The organism is Legionella quinlivanii (assembly GCF_003265995.1).
Lineage (GTDB): Bacteria > Pseudomonadota > Gammaproteobacteria > Legionellales > Legionellaceae > Legionella_C > Legionella_C quinlivanii_A.
This window is the reverse complement of sequence record NZ_MVJN01000001.1, coordinates 144,721-160,017: the sequence shown is the minus strand read 5'-3', so window position 1 is coordinate 160,017 and position 15,297 is coordinate 144,721. Positions and strand designations below refer to the sequence as shown.

The window sequence follows — 15,297 nt, the reverse complement described above, 5'->3', positions numbered from 1 at the left end:
GATTCATGCTACAGTAAATGACAAACCGCTGCTTATGAAAAACTATGGATTGGAATAAGAATCGACAGGATTATGAAGCCAGACTTCGCGATATCAGGCCATTTTTGGAAAATGGCAAGATTACCTCTATCAAAAATATTCTGCCTTTGCTCGAAGCGGCCATCAGGCCATATGACAAAGTCTGTCTGGAAGGGGATAACCAGAAGCAGGCTGATTTTTTAGCCCGCAGTTTATGTGCGGTGAATCCGAAAAAAGTGTATAAGCTGCACATGATTCAATCGGCGGTAACCCTGGCGGAACATCTTGACTTATTTGAACGGGAAATCGCTGAAAAAATTGATTTCGCCTTCGCCGGACCCCAGGCTACGCGTCTTGCAATCATGATTCAGCGAAGCCAGTTAAAAATTGGCAATATTCATACTTATAATGAGCTTTATGCCCGCTATGCGATGGATTTAACGCCCAATGTCGCACTGATCACGGCCGACAAAGCGGATCATGCGGGCAATTTATACACGGGGCCCAATACTGAGGAAACGCCGAGTATTGTCGAGGCAACGGCCTTTAAAAATGGGCTGGTAATTGTCCAGGTCAATGAAATTGTCGAGCAATTGCCCAGAGTCGATATTCCCGGAGATTGGGTGGATGTGATTGTCAAGGCGCCAACGCCTTCCTATATCGAACCTTTATTCACTCGCGATCCCGCTCAAATTGATGAAGTTAAAATACTGATGGCAATGATGGTGATTAAGGGGATTTATGCCCCTTATCAGGTGAATCGTCTGAACCACGGTGTCGGTTTCAATACCTGTGCTATTGAGCTTATTCTTCCTACCTATGCCAATGCCCTGGGCTTAAAAGGCCAGATTTGCCAGCACTGGATGGTTAATCCCTTACCCACCTTAATTCCTGCTATCGAGAGCGGGTTTGTCAGTTCTATTTTCTGTGTAGGCGGTGAGGTAGGGATGAACGACTATGTGCGGGCGCGTAGCGATGTGTTTTTTACGGGACGAGATGGTTCATTGCGTTCCAATCGACTGTTCGGTCAGCTAGCCGGCCATTATGCCTGCGATGTATTTATTGGCGCTACCTTGCAAATGGATGCACAGGCTAATAGTTCAACAGCCACCAAAGGACGCATCGCCGGATTTGGCGGCGCACCGAATATGGGTTGCGATACATTGGGGCGGCGTCATTCTTCTTTCGCCTGGCTTAAGGCGGGTCAGGAAAAATATAGCCATGATCCTCAGGCGATGCCACGCGGCCGCAAACTGGTGATTCAAATGGTGGAAACATTTCAGAGTGCCGGAAAGCCGACTTTCGTTGAAAAACTGGATGCCTGGGAATTACAGAAAGAAATGAATGCCGATTTACCGCCTATTATGATTTATGGCGATGATATCTCCCATGTCGTCACAGAAGAGGGGATAGCGAATCTTCTTTTATGCCGTAATGCGGATGAGCGTGAGCAAGCGGTTCGCGGTGTGGCCGGATATACCCCAATGGGATTAGGACGCGATAAAACGAAGGTGGATGAACTTCGCTCGCGCGGTATTATAAAGCGCCCGGAAGATCTTGGTATTTCGTTAAAAGAGGCGGACCGCGATCTTTTGGCGGCTAAAACTATTCATGATTTGGTTGAAATCTCAAAAGGACTGTATTGTCCTCCCAATAAATTCAGAAGTTGGTAGGAATTATGGAAAAGTATCAATATAGCTTTGATCTGTCACAAACGCTTCCAGAAGCCCCATTAATCAAAGTCGGGGTTGCAGGTTCCGGAAATCTCGAAGTGATTGTCAAAGCGGCTGGCAATAAAAAACAGACTACAATCGAGGTCAACACCGCGGTATCCGGTTTTAAACCGACCTGGGATGCGGTTATTGAGTGTTTCGTCGAGGATTATCCCTATGCCGGGCTTACTATTTGCCTGAATGATGCCGGTGCCACTCCTCCTGTGGTTTCATTGCGCCTGCGGCAGGCCATCGAAACCTATCAAACTGGCTATCAAACTAAAGATAATTATGCCGAGGCAACAGCTCGTTACCGTATTTATTCTCTGGTAGATAAAAACAGCTTCCAGGAGTTTCTGCTGGAACAAAATACGCCGAGCCCGACATTGCCACAGCTTGAGATACAAGTCGAGAGTGATGACGGCCTGGTGATTGGAACAGCCTCAATCGATGGAGAGAGAGTAGCAATTGCTGCCCAGCAAAAAGATTTTCTTGGCGGTGCAGTAGGGGAAGTACATGGTGCGAAGCTCATTGGACTGATTCGTTATGCTATCAGGCAGGGGCTGTCAACCATATTGTTGTTAATCGACAGTGGAGGTGTTCGCTTACAGGAAGCCAATGTCGGTGAAATTGAAATTTCCGAAATCATTCGTGCCATTCTTGACGCCCGAACTGCAGGAATAAAAACAATTGGTGTGATTTGTGGAAATAATGGGGCCTATGGCGGCATGGGCATTATCAGCGGCACACTGGATTCATTAATTGTCAGTCAGAATGCCCGTATCGGTGTGTCCGGTGCAGAAGTTATTCAGGCAGTGAAAGGAGCTGAGGTCTTTGACAGCGGTAACCGCCCCCTGGTATGGCGAGTTTATGGTGGTCGAACGCGATACCTGCAAAAAGCGGCTCAGGAATACAGCGGCCATAAAATGTCAGCGGTTTTAGACGCTATCAAACGATGTATGAAATCAGCTAATAGGCAAGGTCTGGATTTGAATTCCCTGCTTGCGGAGCATGAATTTCTGCAAAAACGAATTTCATCTGCGGGTAATTGTCAGGAAGAAGGCGAGTGGCTAAAACAATATCATCCAGACGTTTACGCGCAGGATGTGTTTAATTGTTCGGATGAGCAGTTTTTAGCTTTGGCTAAGGAAGATCGACATGTCCAGCAATAAAATTTCATTGAAAGATCTATTGGAAAAATGCTTTGACAGCAGCGAAACAGAGATTAATCAACACGTGGTTCATGGAAGCGGAATCATTCAAGGCAGGCGATTTAATATACTGGGTACGGTAGAGGACACGGATTTCGGTGTCGATGAGGCGATGGAAATGGCAAGCCATGTCCTGTCGATTATCAAAAGCAACAATACAGATCCCATTGTGTTACTCACCAATGTGACAGGACAAAAATTATCCATGCGGGATGAATGGCTAGGAATGTATGCCTGTTTTGCCCATTTGCTAAAGTGTTTGCATTTGGCGCGTGAAACAGGCAATCCCTTGATTACTCTGGTCTATAATCAGGCGATTGGAGGGAGTTTTATCGCTTTTGGCATGATGGCTGATCGTATCTATGCTTTGGAAGGAACTCAACTCGCAGTTATGTGGCTGGAAGGGATGGCCAGGGTCACTAAAATCGATATCGATATACTAAGAAAGATTAGCGAAAATTCCCCTGTTTTTGCTCCGGGAGTTGAGAATTTCCACAGTCTGGGAGGATTACATAAGGTGCTGGTTATTGATGATGTTGCCAGCGAGTTGTTAAATTGTTTGCAAGATCCAGAGATTAAAGAAGATAACCGCGCGAAACTTGGCAAATTATATGGCGGGCGAAAAGAAGCTTACGATATTATAAAAAGTATTGAAAATCTATGAGGTATCTAAGACATAATTTATGCTATCTCGATAAGCAGGCAGCACCGGATATCAATTGTTCACCGGAAAACCTAAGCCTGTTTAAACATTGGCAAGGATGCGGCTATCCACTAATTATGACCCGCCAGCCTCCAGATCTTGCTGTCCATCAGATCCAGCTGGCCATTCCTTATTTTCAGGCTGAGCAGGTAAAGAAAATACGCGCCAGTTTTATTCTATCCTGTTCAGCGATAAGCCGAGTCAGCGAGCTTCCTGACTTAAGGGAGCTTTTTCCGGATTTGGATTATGAAATTAAGGTCTATGGCTCTTATTGCTGGCAGTATCTGACAAAAGAGCCCTATGTTCAAGCGGAGTCCGATCTGGATTTGTTAATTGACTATAAGGAGCAGTCCTTATCGGCTTTAAAAAGCCTGTACGCCCAATTACAGGCACGATTTCCACAACAAAGGATTGACGGAGAAATCCGTTTTGCGGGACTAGGCGACTGCTCCTGGAGGGAATTATTGCAACAATCCGGGGAATCCCTCTTGTTTAAATCAATCCATGAGTTGAGCCTGCTAAAAAGAGACAATCTGTATGCCTCATTTCCATCACTCCTTAACTAGCATTTCGCAGATTGCCCGCTATTTTGCCAAAAGAGCGGTGCGAGCCTTATATGATGAAGTGGCTTTATATCCCAAACCAGGACTGGTAAGTTTTGTTGACAGCGGTGCGCATTCGGATATGGATGGCAGTTTATTCTTTCGCAGTTTGTTCGGTTTAAGACATTATTTTGTTCATTTGGGTCGCCATGCTGCCGAGGATTTAGCTCCGCGAAATCTGGTACCGCTGGGAATCAAGGCGGAAAAGACCATGCAGTCGATTACCGGAGGAATTAATACCCACCGCGGTGCAATTTTCTCAATGGGTATCTTATGTGCGACCATTTGCAATCTGAGCCAGCGTTTCCGCCAGTTTTCTTTATGGGATCTGCAATCGGCAATAATCGAACAATGGGCTGAATATTTGCAGAAAGAGCATACTAACCTGAATACTCACGGTGTTGTGGTCAGACAAAAATACGCAGTCAATGATGCAAGACAAATAGCCATCGATGGATATGCACTGGTATTTGATGCTTATGCAGAGCTATCTCCAATCCAGGGAGATAGCCTGTTTTTTGGCTTGCTGGCCTATCAGCACTTTTTGTTGAACCTGGATGATATCAATGTCTTGTACCGCACAGGTCCTGAGGGATTGGCTTTTGCCCGCGGCCATATCCGGCAAAGTATTTCAGCGAATAATCGTGAACAGTCTATCCGCGCAGCTGATGATTTGCATCGCTTGTTTTCAAAGGCCAATATTAGTCCAGGGGGAGTAGCCGATATGTTGGGTTTGCTCTTTTTTCTTCGGCAGATTTTTGGAAGGCAATCGTGAGAATTCTATTCCTTTTTGCGGGGCAGGGGTATCAGAACAATACGCTTTTTGATTTTTTTCAACAGGATGATGAGGCTGACGATTTACTTGGAACCTTTTCTTCTCTGGCACAACTGGATTTATTATCACAGCCTCTCCCTATTGATAATCCTCGATGGGTACAGATTATTATTGGCTGTTATCAGCTGATTTTATTTTCAAGAATACAATCCCTGCTGAATAATCATCAGGTCGAACTGGCTGGCTACAGTCTGGGAGAAGCCAGCGCATTTTTAGCAAGCATCAATGCCAGTCCTGAACTAATAATAGAACTGCTTCATCATCGAAGCCAGTTAATGAATACCTTAGTCTCTGGAGCAGAGGATTATGATTTAATCACCGCTAAAGGAGAGTTTGACTGGAAGGCTATTCAAATATTGATAGCCGAATATCATTGCTATATAGCGATTATCAATTCGCCTCAGCATCTGGTAATTGGTGGAAAATGTGCTGATTTAAAACGCCTTGCTTCAAGGCTATCAACAAAAGGTCTGAGGCTTATAAAATTTTTAAATATTCAGTTGCCCTCACATACTCCTTTCTACAGGCAGGCCAGTGTTGAGTTTCAGCATTTTTTAAATGGTCATTTTCAGGCTGATGTCATGCAATATCCTGTTATCAGCCCTTTGAAGTTAAGGAAAATTTACAAAGCTGAAGAGGAAAGGGATTTGCTGGGTCTGGAGTTGCAGGAATGCCTGGACTGGTTTAATGTCTGCAACTTAATCAAAGAATATCAGTATGATTTAATTGTGGATCTGGGACCTGGAGACTCTTTGAGTAAAATTCTTGATGCTTCAGGCAAAACTTTGACTGCTGAACTTCTTACGGCCTCTCGCTATCATAGTCTGAACGGGTTTCTACAGGCTTTTCAGAAAATCATGGAAAGTTGATTTTAAACCAGGAAGCCGTCATCTCGAACGCAGTGAGAGATCTCCTTAATCATGGTTTGTGCCAGCATTCGGAGATCTCTCACTGCGTTCGAGATGACATGACACAGTCTGATGAAGACTCTCGTGAAACCCCTCCAGGTTTGGAGAGGGGTTAGGGTCACTGCCATTAAGTTAAGCTCAATTGTATATTAAGCTGTCATCCCCGCGAAAGGCGGGGATCCATCTCTGAGCAAGCCACAATGCCGACTGAGGAATAGATTCCCGCATTTCGCGGGAATGACAGAAGTCCTTAACTTAATGGCAGTGAGGGTTAGGGAGAGGGTTGATTTAACACCTCTCACGTTTAAGAAGATAAGGCGTTATTAACTGATCATTATCATAGCGATTATATATTTTTCTATTCCAAAAGATAATATAATGCGCTTTATTGTTCAAAATTAGTCATTCAGCTTTTTATCAATGAAAAATAAAACTCAAAATTCTATTAAAGGCAGTCAGACATTCTTCATGTCTGAAAGCAAAGTGCTCCTTTTCTCTCATTACTTTGAAAAGAAAATAATAAATGGGCAAGCTTATTATGTGTTAGTTGCCAGCCCTAGCCTTGTGTTACAATCTTCATTCAACCGGCGTGTCCAGGTAGAAACTCGTCTTCCCAGCTCATTGGTCTATTTTGAATATTATAACAAAATTACAGCGGCTAATTTGCGATTTGCAAAAGAGGCAATGCTATTTATTCGTGCAGAAAGTGCGCATATTTTGCTGGGTATACTGGATAAATTACCTCCAGGAAGCAATCTAAACGATAACATGTCCTGGATTGTCAAAACCTGCAGCCAATTACATGGCTTCAGCAATTATTTTCAACTGGATTTACTGTTTTCAAAAATTGACGAGGTTTTGGCGAAACATGAAACAATACACGATGTGGATATAATATTGGGAATGGCGATAGCCGAACTCAATCCACAATTCTTCTTTCAATTTCACCAGCATAATCGTGGCGTGTTTCACTCCTGGCAGAAAATAGTTGATAGTTGTGTTTTGCACTTGAATATAAAGCCTTATGCTGCGCCATCCTTTTTTCAACCCTTGACGCCAATCGATCCGCCAGAGGTGAGTGCTAGCCCTGAACAGATTTCAAATGTGCAACACTGTGATGATGAACTGGCTCAAGTGTTATATAAAAGTGGTCCTGTCTCAATAAATGATCTGCTTGATCTAAACTCAGCAGAACTTCCTGGCAGCAATGAGTTCACCTATTTTGCCTAATTGAAAATACCTATAGATTGATGCATAAATTTCTTTTATAGTCATTGACGGACTATTAGTTTTATCGCAGTTGAAGTCAGTATTTTTTAAACAAGGAATGTTCATGAAAATAAAAGCTTCTAATCGAGATGTAACTGATCAAAAACCGCGCTCAGGAAAGTTAAACAAACTTTGCATGAGTATACTGGCCGCTACCTGTGCCGGATTATTGAATACCAACACCGCTAATGCCTATTGTATTCCAGCGTTTCCTCAAAATGGCGATGTGGTAACCTGTCTTCCTCCAACTGATCCATTAGCGCCTTCATTTTTTTCCGCTGCAAATAACCTGACTGTTAATGTAGATAGCGGTGCTTATCTCAGTGTTCTTCTCGGTTTGGGCGGAACTGCTTTGGCTCTGCCAGGAAATAATATTACGTTAAACAACAGCGGCATCATCGACCCCTCATTACTGGGTTTATTGACCGTTCTTTCCACAGGCACATATATTGGCAATGCCAATCCCAGCACTGTCAACGTGACTAACAATGGCATTATGAGAGGTACCAGCGGGCTGCTTGGTGTCAATCTTGCTGATTTAACCGGTATGGCGCTTGCCGTGCAAAATGGGGTTGGTGGTGTAACCAACATAGTCAATAATGGTTTGATCAATGGCGTTCCTTTAATTGGGGCGGTGCTATTTCCTGATGATATCCCTGTATTAGCCGCTTATGGCGGTGCTAAAGTCAACGGCACTAATACGGGCACGATCATTGGCCGTATGGCATTTCAATCCAATGGCACAGCCGGCCAGGGAAATACCTTTATCAACAGCGGCAGCATTTTTGGCGGTCTCTCAATGGGAGAGAATAGTGTCAATACCTTTACCGCCGTAACTGGTTCGACAGTAACCGGCACTGGTCTGGGTATTTATCTGCCTGTTTTAGGTTTAGGCGTATTATTTGCACCAACAGGCGTCATTGACGGCGGTTTTGGCGGTAATAACACCTTAATTCTACAAAACTCCGTAACAGGAACTGGCTCAGGAACTGCTGGAGTAGGCTCGGCACCTTCTGGTACTTATATCAATTTTCAACATTTAGTCCTTAACAGCGGCACCTGGAATGTCTCCGGTCCTGGCAGCTATTTCGATGCGGTATTAAATGGTGGTAATGCGATTATCGATACCAATACCTCCCTCGGATTTGGCTTGATTACCGGCAATGGCGGTATCATTCAGCCTGCTGTAACCGCTCTTGATTTAGCCAATCCCATTCTTTTAGCTGCGGGTGGATTAACCGCGCTGGTTACTGAGCCACTCTTGACTTTATCAGGCGGTATAAGCGGTACAGGCGCTCTGACTAAAGCAGGTGCAGGAGTGTTACTATTAACCGGTGCGTCAACGAATACTGGTGGAACCAATATTGCTGAGGGTACTCTGGCGGTCGGTGCAGGAGGAAGCCTTTCTGCAAATGGTCCTCTCAATCTAACCCAGCCAGGCGCAACTCTGGATATATCTGCCGCTCTTGGTGCGCAACTAATTGGCAATCTGAACGGCGTAGGCGGCAGCCAGATTCTTCTCGGTGCAAATGACTTGATTATCGCAGGCATCGGTGCTGGCATTTTCGGCGGCTCCATTGATGGAACCGGTGATTTGATAAAAAATGGCCCGGGCAGTCTGATATTGAATGGAATTAATCCTTTCACAGGAACTACAACCGTTAATGAGGGGCTTTTGCAGCTTAATGGCAGTGTTGGAGGCGACGTTCTCGTCAATCTCGGCGCTCGTTTGGAAGGTGTTGGCACGGTAGGCGGCGATGCAATAATTAACGGCACTATCGCACCAGGCTTGGGATTGGGTATTGGAACGCTCAATGTATTAGGGGATTTAATCCAGAATCCTGGTTCCATTTTTGAAGTACAGGTCAACCCATTCGGTCAATCCGATTTAATTCAGGTGGCAGGAAGTGCTATTTTGAATGGTGGCTTAGTGAACGTCATCAGTGTCAATGGCTTGCCCTTTGTAATGGGTACCTATGGTATTTTGACTGCAACCGGTGGTGTTTCCGGAACATTTGCAGGTACCTTGCCAGTGTTGCCATTCTTAAGCTTCAACCTGCTGTATGGTCCCAATAATGTCAATCTGCAAATTGGACGTACTGCTTTACCGATTTCAGGTGTCGCAACCTCGCCTAATCAATCGGCTGTAGGTAATGCCCTTGAGTCCTTACCCGATAGCAGCTTGTTAAAAACGCTGATTTTAAATCTTCCAACTATTCAGAGTGCGCAGGAAGCCTTAAACAGTCTTTCAGGCGAAGCCCTGGCGTCAGTGACTTCAAGCCTTATCACTGCTGGTCAGTTTGTTGAAAATACTATGTTAAATCGATTGACCTCGCCAATGGACTATCAGAAAGATCCGAATCGTCCCTATGGTGCAATCAATTTCTGGGCTGAAGGAGTGGGTAACTGGGGACATCGTGATGGTACCAATAACTATGCTCGGGTTCGAGTCAATAGCGGTGGTATTTTCATCGGTGCCGACGCCAATACTGATGTGACGCGCGTGGGTGTTTTCGGTGGCTACAGCGAATTAAGAAACAAGGTCAGTCAGCGTAACTCCGTTGTGGATGTGGACACTTACTACCTGGGTCTTTATGGTAGTGCGCGAATGGATCGCTGGGTAGTTCGCGCGGGCGGTGCCTACGGATGGAATGAATTCGACTCGGCAAGACATGTAGTCTTCCCGCGTGTCGATGAGTATCTGCGTGCCGATTATAACGGAAACACGGCGCAGGCATTCCTGGAAGCAGCTTACGCACTCGATAACTCATGGCAGCTAGAACCTTTTGCCAGGTTAAGCGACATTAATGTTTCTACCGACACAATTCATGAAAGAGGTGGAATCACTGCGCTGAATGGTTGGGCACATCATCAGAATATTGCCTTCACCACTCTGGGTGCCAGAGCGACTCCTTTCCTGGTACAAAGGGATACCTATAACATCACCGGTCATGGAATGCTGGGCTGGAATCATGCCTATGATAATCTGAATCCCTATGCGACCTTCAGTTTCCCTGAGGGTGGCGCATTCACGGTTTCAGGTAACCCCATTGCAAGAAATGCCCTGGCAATTAATGCTGGAATCGATGTATTGGTTCCTGCCAAATCCGTCACCCTGACGCTCAACTATATTGGTCAACTGGCTGATAGAGTACAGCAAAATGGTGTGATGGGTGTTGCTTCCTGGCGCTTTAATTAATCTCCCCCTGATAAAAAGGAGGCGAATGCCTCCTTTTTTTTAAAGGACAACGAATGCAAAAAATAATTCCCTGTTTATGGTTTGATAAAAATGCCGAAGAAGCGGTTAATTTTTATTTATCAATATTTCCCGATGCCGAAATTTGCCAGATAAGTCATTATGGCAATGTAGGGCAGGATCAGCATGGTATGCCTGCTGGCACCGTCATGACTATCGAATTTAAGCTCAATGGCCAACGATTTACTGCATTGAATGGCGGCCCTGTATTTCAATTCAATGCTGCCGTTTCATTACAGGTTTATTGCAAAACCCAGGAAGAAATTGATTACTACTGGGATCATTTGAGTAAAGATGGCGATGAATCGGCACAAGTCTGTGGCTGGCTGAAAGATAAATATGGACTATCCTGGCAAATCGTTCCTGAAATATTAAACGAATGGATTCAGGATAGAGACAGATCAAAATCTGATCGGGTGATGGCAGCGCTTCTAAAGATGAAAAAGCTGGATTTGAGTGCTTTGGAAAAAGCCTGGAAAGAATAACTCAGCTATCCCTCTTGAAAATATGTACTATTATTACTCATAATGGAATTCTTAGTTCATAGGGAGTAATAATGAGAGACCTAAAAGGAGAAGCTAGTACGCTTGCTCGTGAGATCGTAAACAAACCAAAATCAAGCTTGGACATCATTTTGCTGGTCAAAAAATATCGAATTCCAATCAGGCAATTCCTTGATGTCTATCTGTTGGAAAAAAGTAAAGCCACAGGGGAGCCTCTCAAAACAATCGCCGAGGAGTTCCTGAACGACTGGAAACAAGGAATTAAAGAAAAATATGGAGAAGGCCTCGCTACACGGGATGATCACATATTAAAAAAAATCGTGGATCAGACGGTTGCCAAAAATCCTCCTGAAAACTCGCTCAAGCCACCAGCAAGCTAAGCTATTAAAACAAAACCTGTTATAATCCTGCTGATTACCCAATTGAGCCTTCATGAATAATAAAAATAATTTCAGGTGCTGGCTATGTAATAGCAGGACGCTTGTATTAAAAAGACGGGGGATTTCTCCGGAATCACTTAAGAGCAATCATTTTACGGTGACTGACTCTGACTACGGTACCAGTTTAAGCATTTATCAATGCCAGGCCTGCGATTTTCTATTTTGTCCTGAAGCACAGGCGATCAATTCTTATTATGCGTCAATGACGGACAAACCCTATGAAGAGTCACAGGAACCCCGAAGACTTCAGGCACAAAAACTACTTAAAACAATCATTCATTTTAAACGCGAAGGGAAGTTACTCGACATCGGGGCAGGCATTGGTATCCTTGTAGATGAAGGATTAAATAAGGGATTTGACGCGAGTGGGATCGAGATTTGCGAGTGGTTTGTGGAAAGGGCCAAATCAAAGGGGCTGCCTGTTTATTCGGGTAGTTTTCCAGGTGCTGCTGTCAACAGTCAATATGACATAATTACCTTAATTGATGTCCTGGAGCATGTTGAAAATCCTGTTCAGATGATGACTGATATCAGCCAACATCTGACTAATGAGGGGATTGCAGTCATTGTAACGCCTGATGTTTCCTCTCTGGCGGCCAGATTATTAAATAAAAAATGGTGGCATTATCGGGTAGCCCATCTCAGCTATTTTAATCGAAAAACCTTGCGTTTAGCAGCTGAAAAGAGCAATCTGGAAATCATTAAATGGAAAAGACCTTCCTGGTATTTTTCAATGGACTATCTTTTAAAGCGTTTAAATAATTATTTACCTTTTATGGAGCGTCTGAGTCGCCTGGGATGTTTCAAACGCTGGGTGGTCCCCCTAAATCTTCGTGATTCCTGGATGATTATTGCGAGAAAAAAAGTAATATGAATGCTTATTTATCCATTGCTCGTATTGATAACTGGCCCAAAAATTTACTAATGTTCGCAGGCGCTGCATTGGCAGCCATTTTTAGCCAATTCTCAGCCCCTGTTCATTGGCTGCAGTGTATTAGTGTATTTTTTGCACTCTGTGCTGCGTCATCAGCGAATTATGTATTGAATGAATACCTTGATCGAAACACAGATAAGTTTCATCCTGTAAAAAAGGATCGCGCATTGGCAAAAATCCAGACTAAAAAACCGCTGATTATTTTTGAGTATTGTGCACTCTTTCTTCTGGCGTTGGGCTTAAGCATGACAGCTCATGCAAATATTCTGATGGTTCTGGTTGTTTATCTGATACTGGCCTGGTTATATAATATACCGCCTGTTCGCTTAAAAGACGTTGCTTATATTGATGTGTTGCTGGAGTCAGTCAATTACCCGCTGCGCGTGATAATTGGCTGGTTATGCATCCTCCCACACTATTTGCCACCTTCGTCGCTGATTCTTACCACCTGGGCGATTGGGGCGTTTACCATGAGCATGAAACGGGTAGCTGAATATCGTATTTTTCAGAACCGGGATTCAGCTATTGCTTATCGAAAATCCTATGCACTATATACCACCAATACGCTTATACTATCGGCTTTTATTTATGGCTTGCTGACCATATTTGGTATCACGATTTTAATGTTAAAGTACAAAGCAGAACTCATCATCCTGATGCCTTTTCTTATTGGATGGATGGGTTGGTATTTTCTGATGGGATTAGAGCATAATTTTGATATTATTTATCCTGAAAAATTAATTTTTAACAAGATTTTTATTGTGTTGTTAATTCTGTTAATTTTATTGTGTCTGTTGTTACTTAATATTAATATTCCCTCATTTCTCATCCTGATAAAGCCGATGCATTATGCGAGTTGAAAGGTATCCTCACTTCTAAGTCCCTCGGCTTAATAGTACGTAGGTCGGGCGCTTCGCCCATAGCCGTCAGGCTAAAAATATCTGATCCCCTCTCCACCGCGCGCAGCGTGGGGGAGAGGGTTAGGGAGAGGGGCTATAAACAAGGTCGCGTAGCGATTCATTAATCCTATTTCTGTGGCGATGGTTTATTGCCACAACAAGATGGAATCACTAACGTGATAAATTTTTTAACCCCCTCACCCTACCCTCTCCCCCACGCTGCGCGCGGGGGAGAGGGGATAACATTACTTCTTAGCCTGACGGCTATGGGCGAAGCGCCCGACCTACGGCGGATACGCAGGATCATTGAATGCGCCTAAGCTTGCTCTTATCTAATACATACACACTACGTTCTGGATAATATTGAATGATCCTGTAATTTTCGCTTCTCCTGTCCTTAGCCACAATCACTGGATTTGAATCAAACCAGGGCTGCATAAAAATCGTGGCCAGACGATCATTCTCTTCACTGAGTAAAACGACCGCAGGTTTGGCAGTATTCTTATCAATTGTTTGCAGAAGCTGTTTATTGCTTTGACGGTAGTTATCTGAATACAGATGATAGCGGGCTGGAATAATCGTAAACGAAGCAGTCAGGGTCATAAAACAAAGCAGCAGGGCAATAATTCCCCGCCATTCATTCAGCGATAATTTCACCCGCAACCGTTTTCGGAAAAAGGCCGGTATTCGACTTAGAAAAATTGCGTTAAGGATAATCACAATACTGGCAGTTTCATATAAATAACGGGGGCCGAAAATATCATAGGTATATTCGGAAAGGATTAAACTGAAATAGATGCTGAAAAAACTCATCGCCAGCAATCGACACCAGGGCTTGTCCAGGCCTAAAAAAAAGAGAAGAAATGCGAATAATAGCGACGAAATTGGCCAGCCAAATAACTGTCTATGGAGTAACTGCATATAATCAACCACGCGGATAATTTGAGCTTTCAAGTTATTAAAACTGTCATTCGTCAATAATTCTTCTCCAGGCACCACCTGCTTTCCAAAATATTTCTGATAGCCAGTTAGAAAATATGACCCTGTCGTTTGTTGATTGTAATACAGAAAAAAGAACATAAAAGCCATAATAATCAGACCCATCATGGCAAACGATTTGAAATATTTCCTGAATTGAAACAGCAGAATCCAGAGACTGTAAACAAAAAAAGGCAGACTGAAAAAAAGGGCCGATTGCGGGCGGGTGATGAGATAATATCCCAAAGAAAGCCCCGCAAAAATTGCATTTCTCACATCGTTTGTTTTGATTGTCCGGATATAAAATAAGGCAAATAATGTGGCGGCCAAAAGTGCTGTTGACCGATTATCAAATTCAGAGGAAAGAAAAACAATAAAAGGCGAAACCATAAATAAAAAAAGACAGATTCGGGCGGCAAAGCCTCCTCCAATCTCTTTGGCGAGATAGTAACTGGCAATCAATGTAGTAGCTGCTATGAGTGGATTAATGATTGCCGGCTGATTAAAGAAATGACCTAAGGCTAGCAGAAGCATATGTCCGGGAGGGTAGAAGGTATAAAACCTTCCATCATTGATAAACCAGGGGGTATCAAAAAATTCGCGCAGAGGATGACTGGCCAAGGTCCAATGACCGCTTAAAAATATTTTTGCGCCTGCGTATTGCGCCATAGAATCCATCTCTACCGGGAGATGATTAAATAATGATCCCGACAAAAAATAGCAAGTTGAAAATAACAGGACTGCGCTCACCCCCAATAATTGGTACTCAGGAATGGCTGCTGACTTGCCAAGAAGGCTGCCAGTCTTTGCAAAAGCCTTTCTCGAAAAATCAAACAGGCAGAGGGCATAAACAATAAGACCTCCAAGTAAGAAAATAAAGAGATGTACCAAAATAGCCAGCTTTATATTTTCAATTTTACCCAAAGTAGCAAGGAAAAGGCCTAAGGCAACTAAAGAAGACAATAAAGAACGTTGAGTAGAGTCCACAGGGCAGATATTCGATTAACCAGAAATGATTATTTGACTAGG

The 15,297-nt window shown here is 43.7% G+C and carries 13 protein-coding genes; 12 read left to right on the top strand and 1 reads right to left on the bottom strand.

Annotated elements, in window-relative coordinates:
- The first annotated feature begins 44 nt into the window (after window positions 1-44).
- From mdcA to B1207_RS00620, 12 genes are all read left to right on the top strand, one after another.
- Window positions 45-1,691: a malonate decarboxylase subunit alpha gene (gene mdcA, locus B1207_RS00675; protein ID WP_112218079.1), complete on the top strand. Its 1,647-nt coding sequence runs from the start codon at window positions 45-47 to the stop codon at window positions 1,689-1,691.
- Between the two features lie 5 nt (window positions 1,692-1,696).
- A complete protein-coding gene (mdcD, locus tag B1207_RS00670) occupies window positions 1,697-2,902 on the top strand; it encodes a biotin-independent malonate decarboxylase subunit beta (protein WP_112218078.1) in 1,206 nt (401 codons plus the stop codon).
- On the top strand, window positions 2,889-3,605 hold the full coding sequence (gene mdcE / locus B1207_RS00665; RefSeq protein WP_112218077.1) for a biotin-independent malonate decarboxylase subunit gamma: 717 nt from the start codon (window positions 2,889-2,891) through the stop codon (window positions 3,603-3,605). The genes mdcD and mdcE overlap by 14 nt, the downstream gene beginning before the upstream one ends.
- The gene (locus B1207_RS00660) at window positions 3,602-4,210 is read left to right on the top strand and encodes a malonate decarboxylase holo-[acyl-carrier-protein] synthase (protein WP_112218076.1); all 609 of its coding nucleotides are present in this window, start codon (window positions 3,602-3,604) and stop codon (window positions 4,208-4,210) included. Before mdcE ends, B1207_RS00660 begins: the two co-directional genes overlap by 4 nt.
- The gene (locus B1207_RS00655) at window positions 4,182-5,021 is read left to right on the top strand and encodes a triphosphoribosyl-dephospho-CoA synthase MdcB (protein ID WP_112218075.1); all 840 of its coding nucleotides are present in this window, start codon (window positions 4,182-4,184) and stop codon (window positions 5,019-5,021) included. The genes B1207_RS00660 and B1207_RS00655 overlap by 29 nt, the downstream gene beginning before the upstream one ends.
- Complete coding sequence (locus B1207_RS00650) at window positions 5,018-5,950, top strand: malonate decarboxylase subunit epsilon (RefSeq protein WP_112218074.1); 933 nt, start codon at window positions 5,018-5,020, stop codon at window positions 5,948-5,950. Before B1207_RS00655 ends, B1207_RS00650 begins: the two co-directional genes overlap by 4 nt.
- A gap of 459 nt (window positions 5,951-6,409) precedes the next feature.
- Window positions 6,410-7,219: a hypothetical protein gene (locus tag B1207_RS00645; RefSeq protein ID WP_112218073.1), complete on the top strand. Its 810-nt coding sequence runs from the start codon at window positions 6,410-6,412 to the stop codon at window positions 7,217-7,219.
- Between the two features lie 103 nt (window positions 7,220-7,322).
- Entirely contained in the window at window positions 7,323-10,457 is a 3,135-nt protein-coding gene (locus B1207_RS00640) for an autotransporter outer membrane beta-barrel domain-containing protein (protein WP_172458046.1), read from the top strand.
- Between the two features lie 53 nt (window positions 10,458-10,510).
- Window positions 10,511-10,999 carry a VOC family protein gene (locus B1207_RS00635; protein WP_112218071.1) on the top strand — a complete coding sequence of 163 codons (489 nt, stop codon included), beginning with the start codon at window positions 10,511-10,513 and terminating at the stop codon, window positions 10,997-10,999.
- 71 nt (window positions 11,000-11,070) lie between these two features.
- The gene (locus B1207_RS00630; protein ID WP_112218070.1) at window positions 11,071-11,397 is read left to right on the top strand and encodes a hypothetical protein; all 327 of its coding nucleotides are present in this window, start codon (window positions 11,071-11,073) and stop codon (window positions 11,395-11,397) included.
- Window positions 11,398-11,449: 52 nt separating this feature from the next.
- On the top strand, window positions 11,450-12,331 hold the full coding sequence (locus tag B1207_RS00625) for a class I SAM-dependent methyltransferase (RefSeq protein WP_112218069.1): 882 nt from the start codon (window positions 11,450-11,452) through the stop codon (window positions 12,329-12,331).
- On the top strand, window positions 12,328-13,251 hold the full coding sequence (locus B1207_RS00620; RefSeq protein WP_112218068.1) for a UbiA family prenyltransferase: 924 nt from the start codon (window positions 12,328-12,330) through the stop codon (window positions 13,249-13,251). The genes B1207_RS00625 and B1207_RS00620 overlap by 4 nt, the downstream gene beginning before the upstream one ends.
- 342 nt (window positions 13,252-13,593) lie before the next feature.
- Here B1207_RS00620 and B1207_RS00615 read toward each other — a convergent pair whose 3' ends face one another.
- Window positions 13,594-15,255, bottom strand: a complete 1,662-nt coding sequence (locus B1207_RS00615; protein ID WP_146739991.1) for a glycosyltransferase family 39 protein — start codon at window positions 15,253-15,255, stop codon at window positions 13,594-13,596.
- Window positions 15,256-15,297 lie beyond the last annotated feature (42 nt).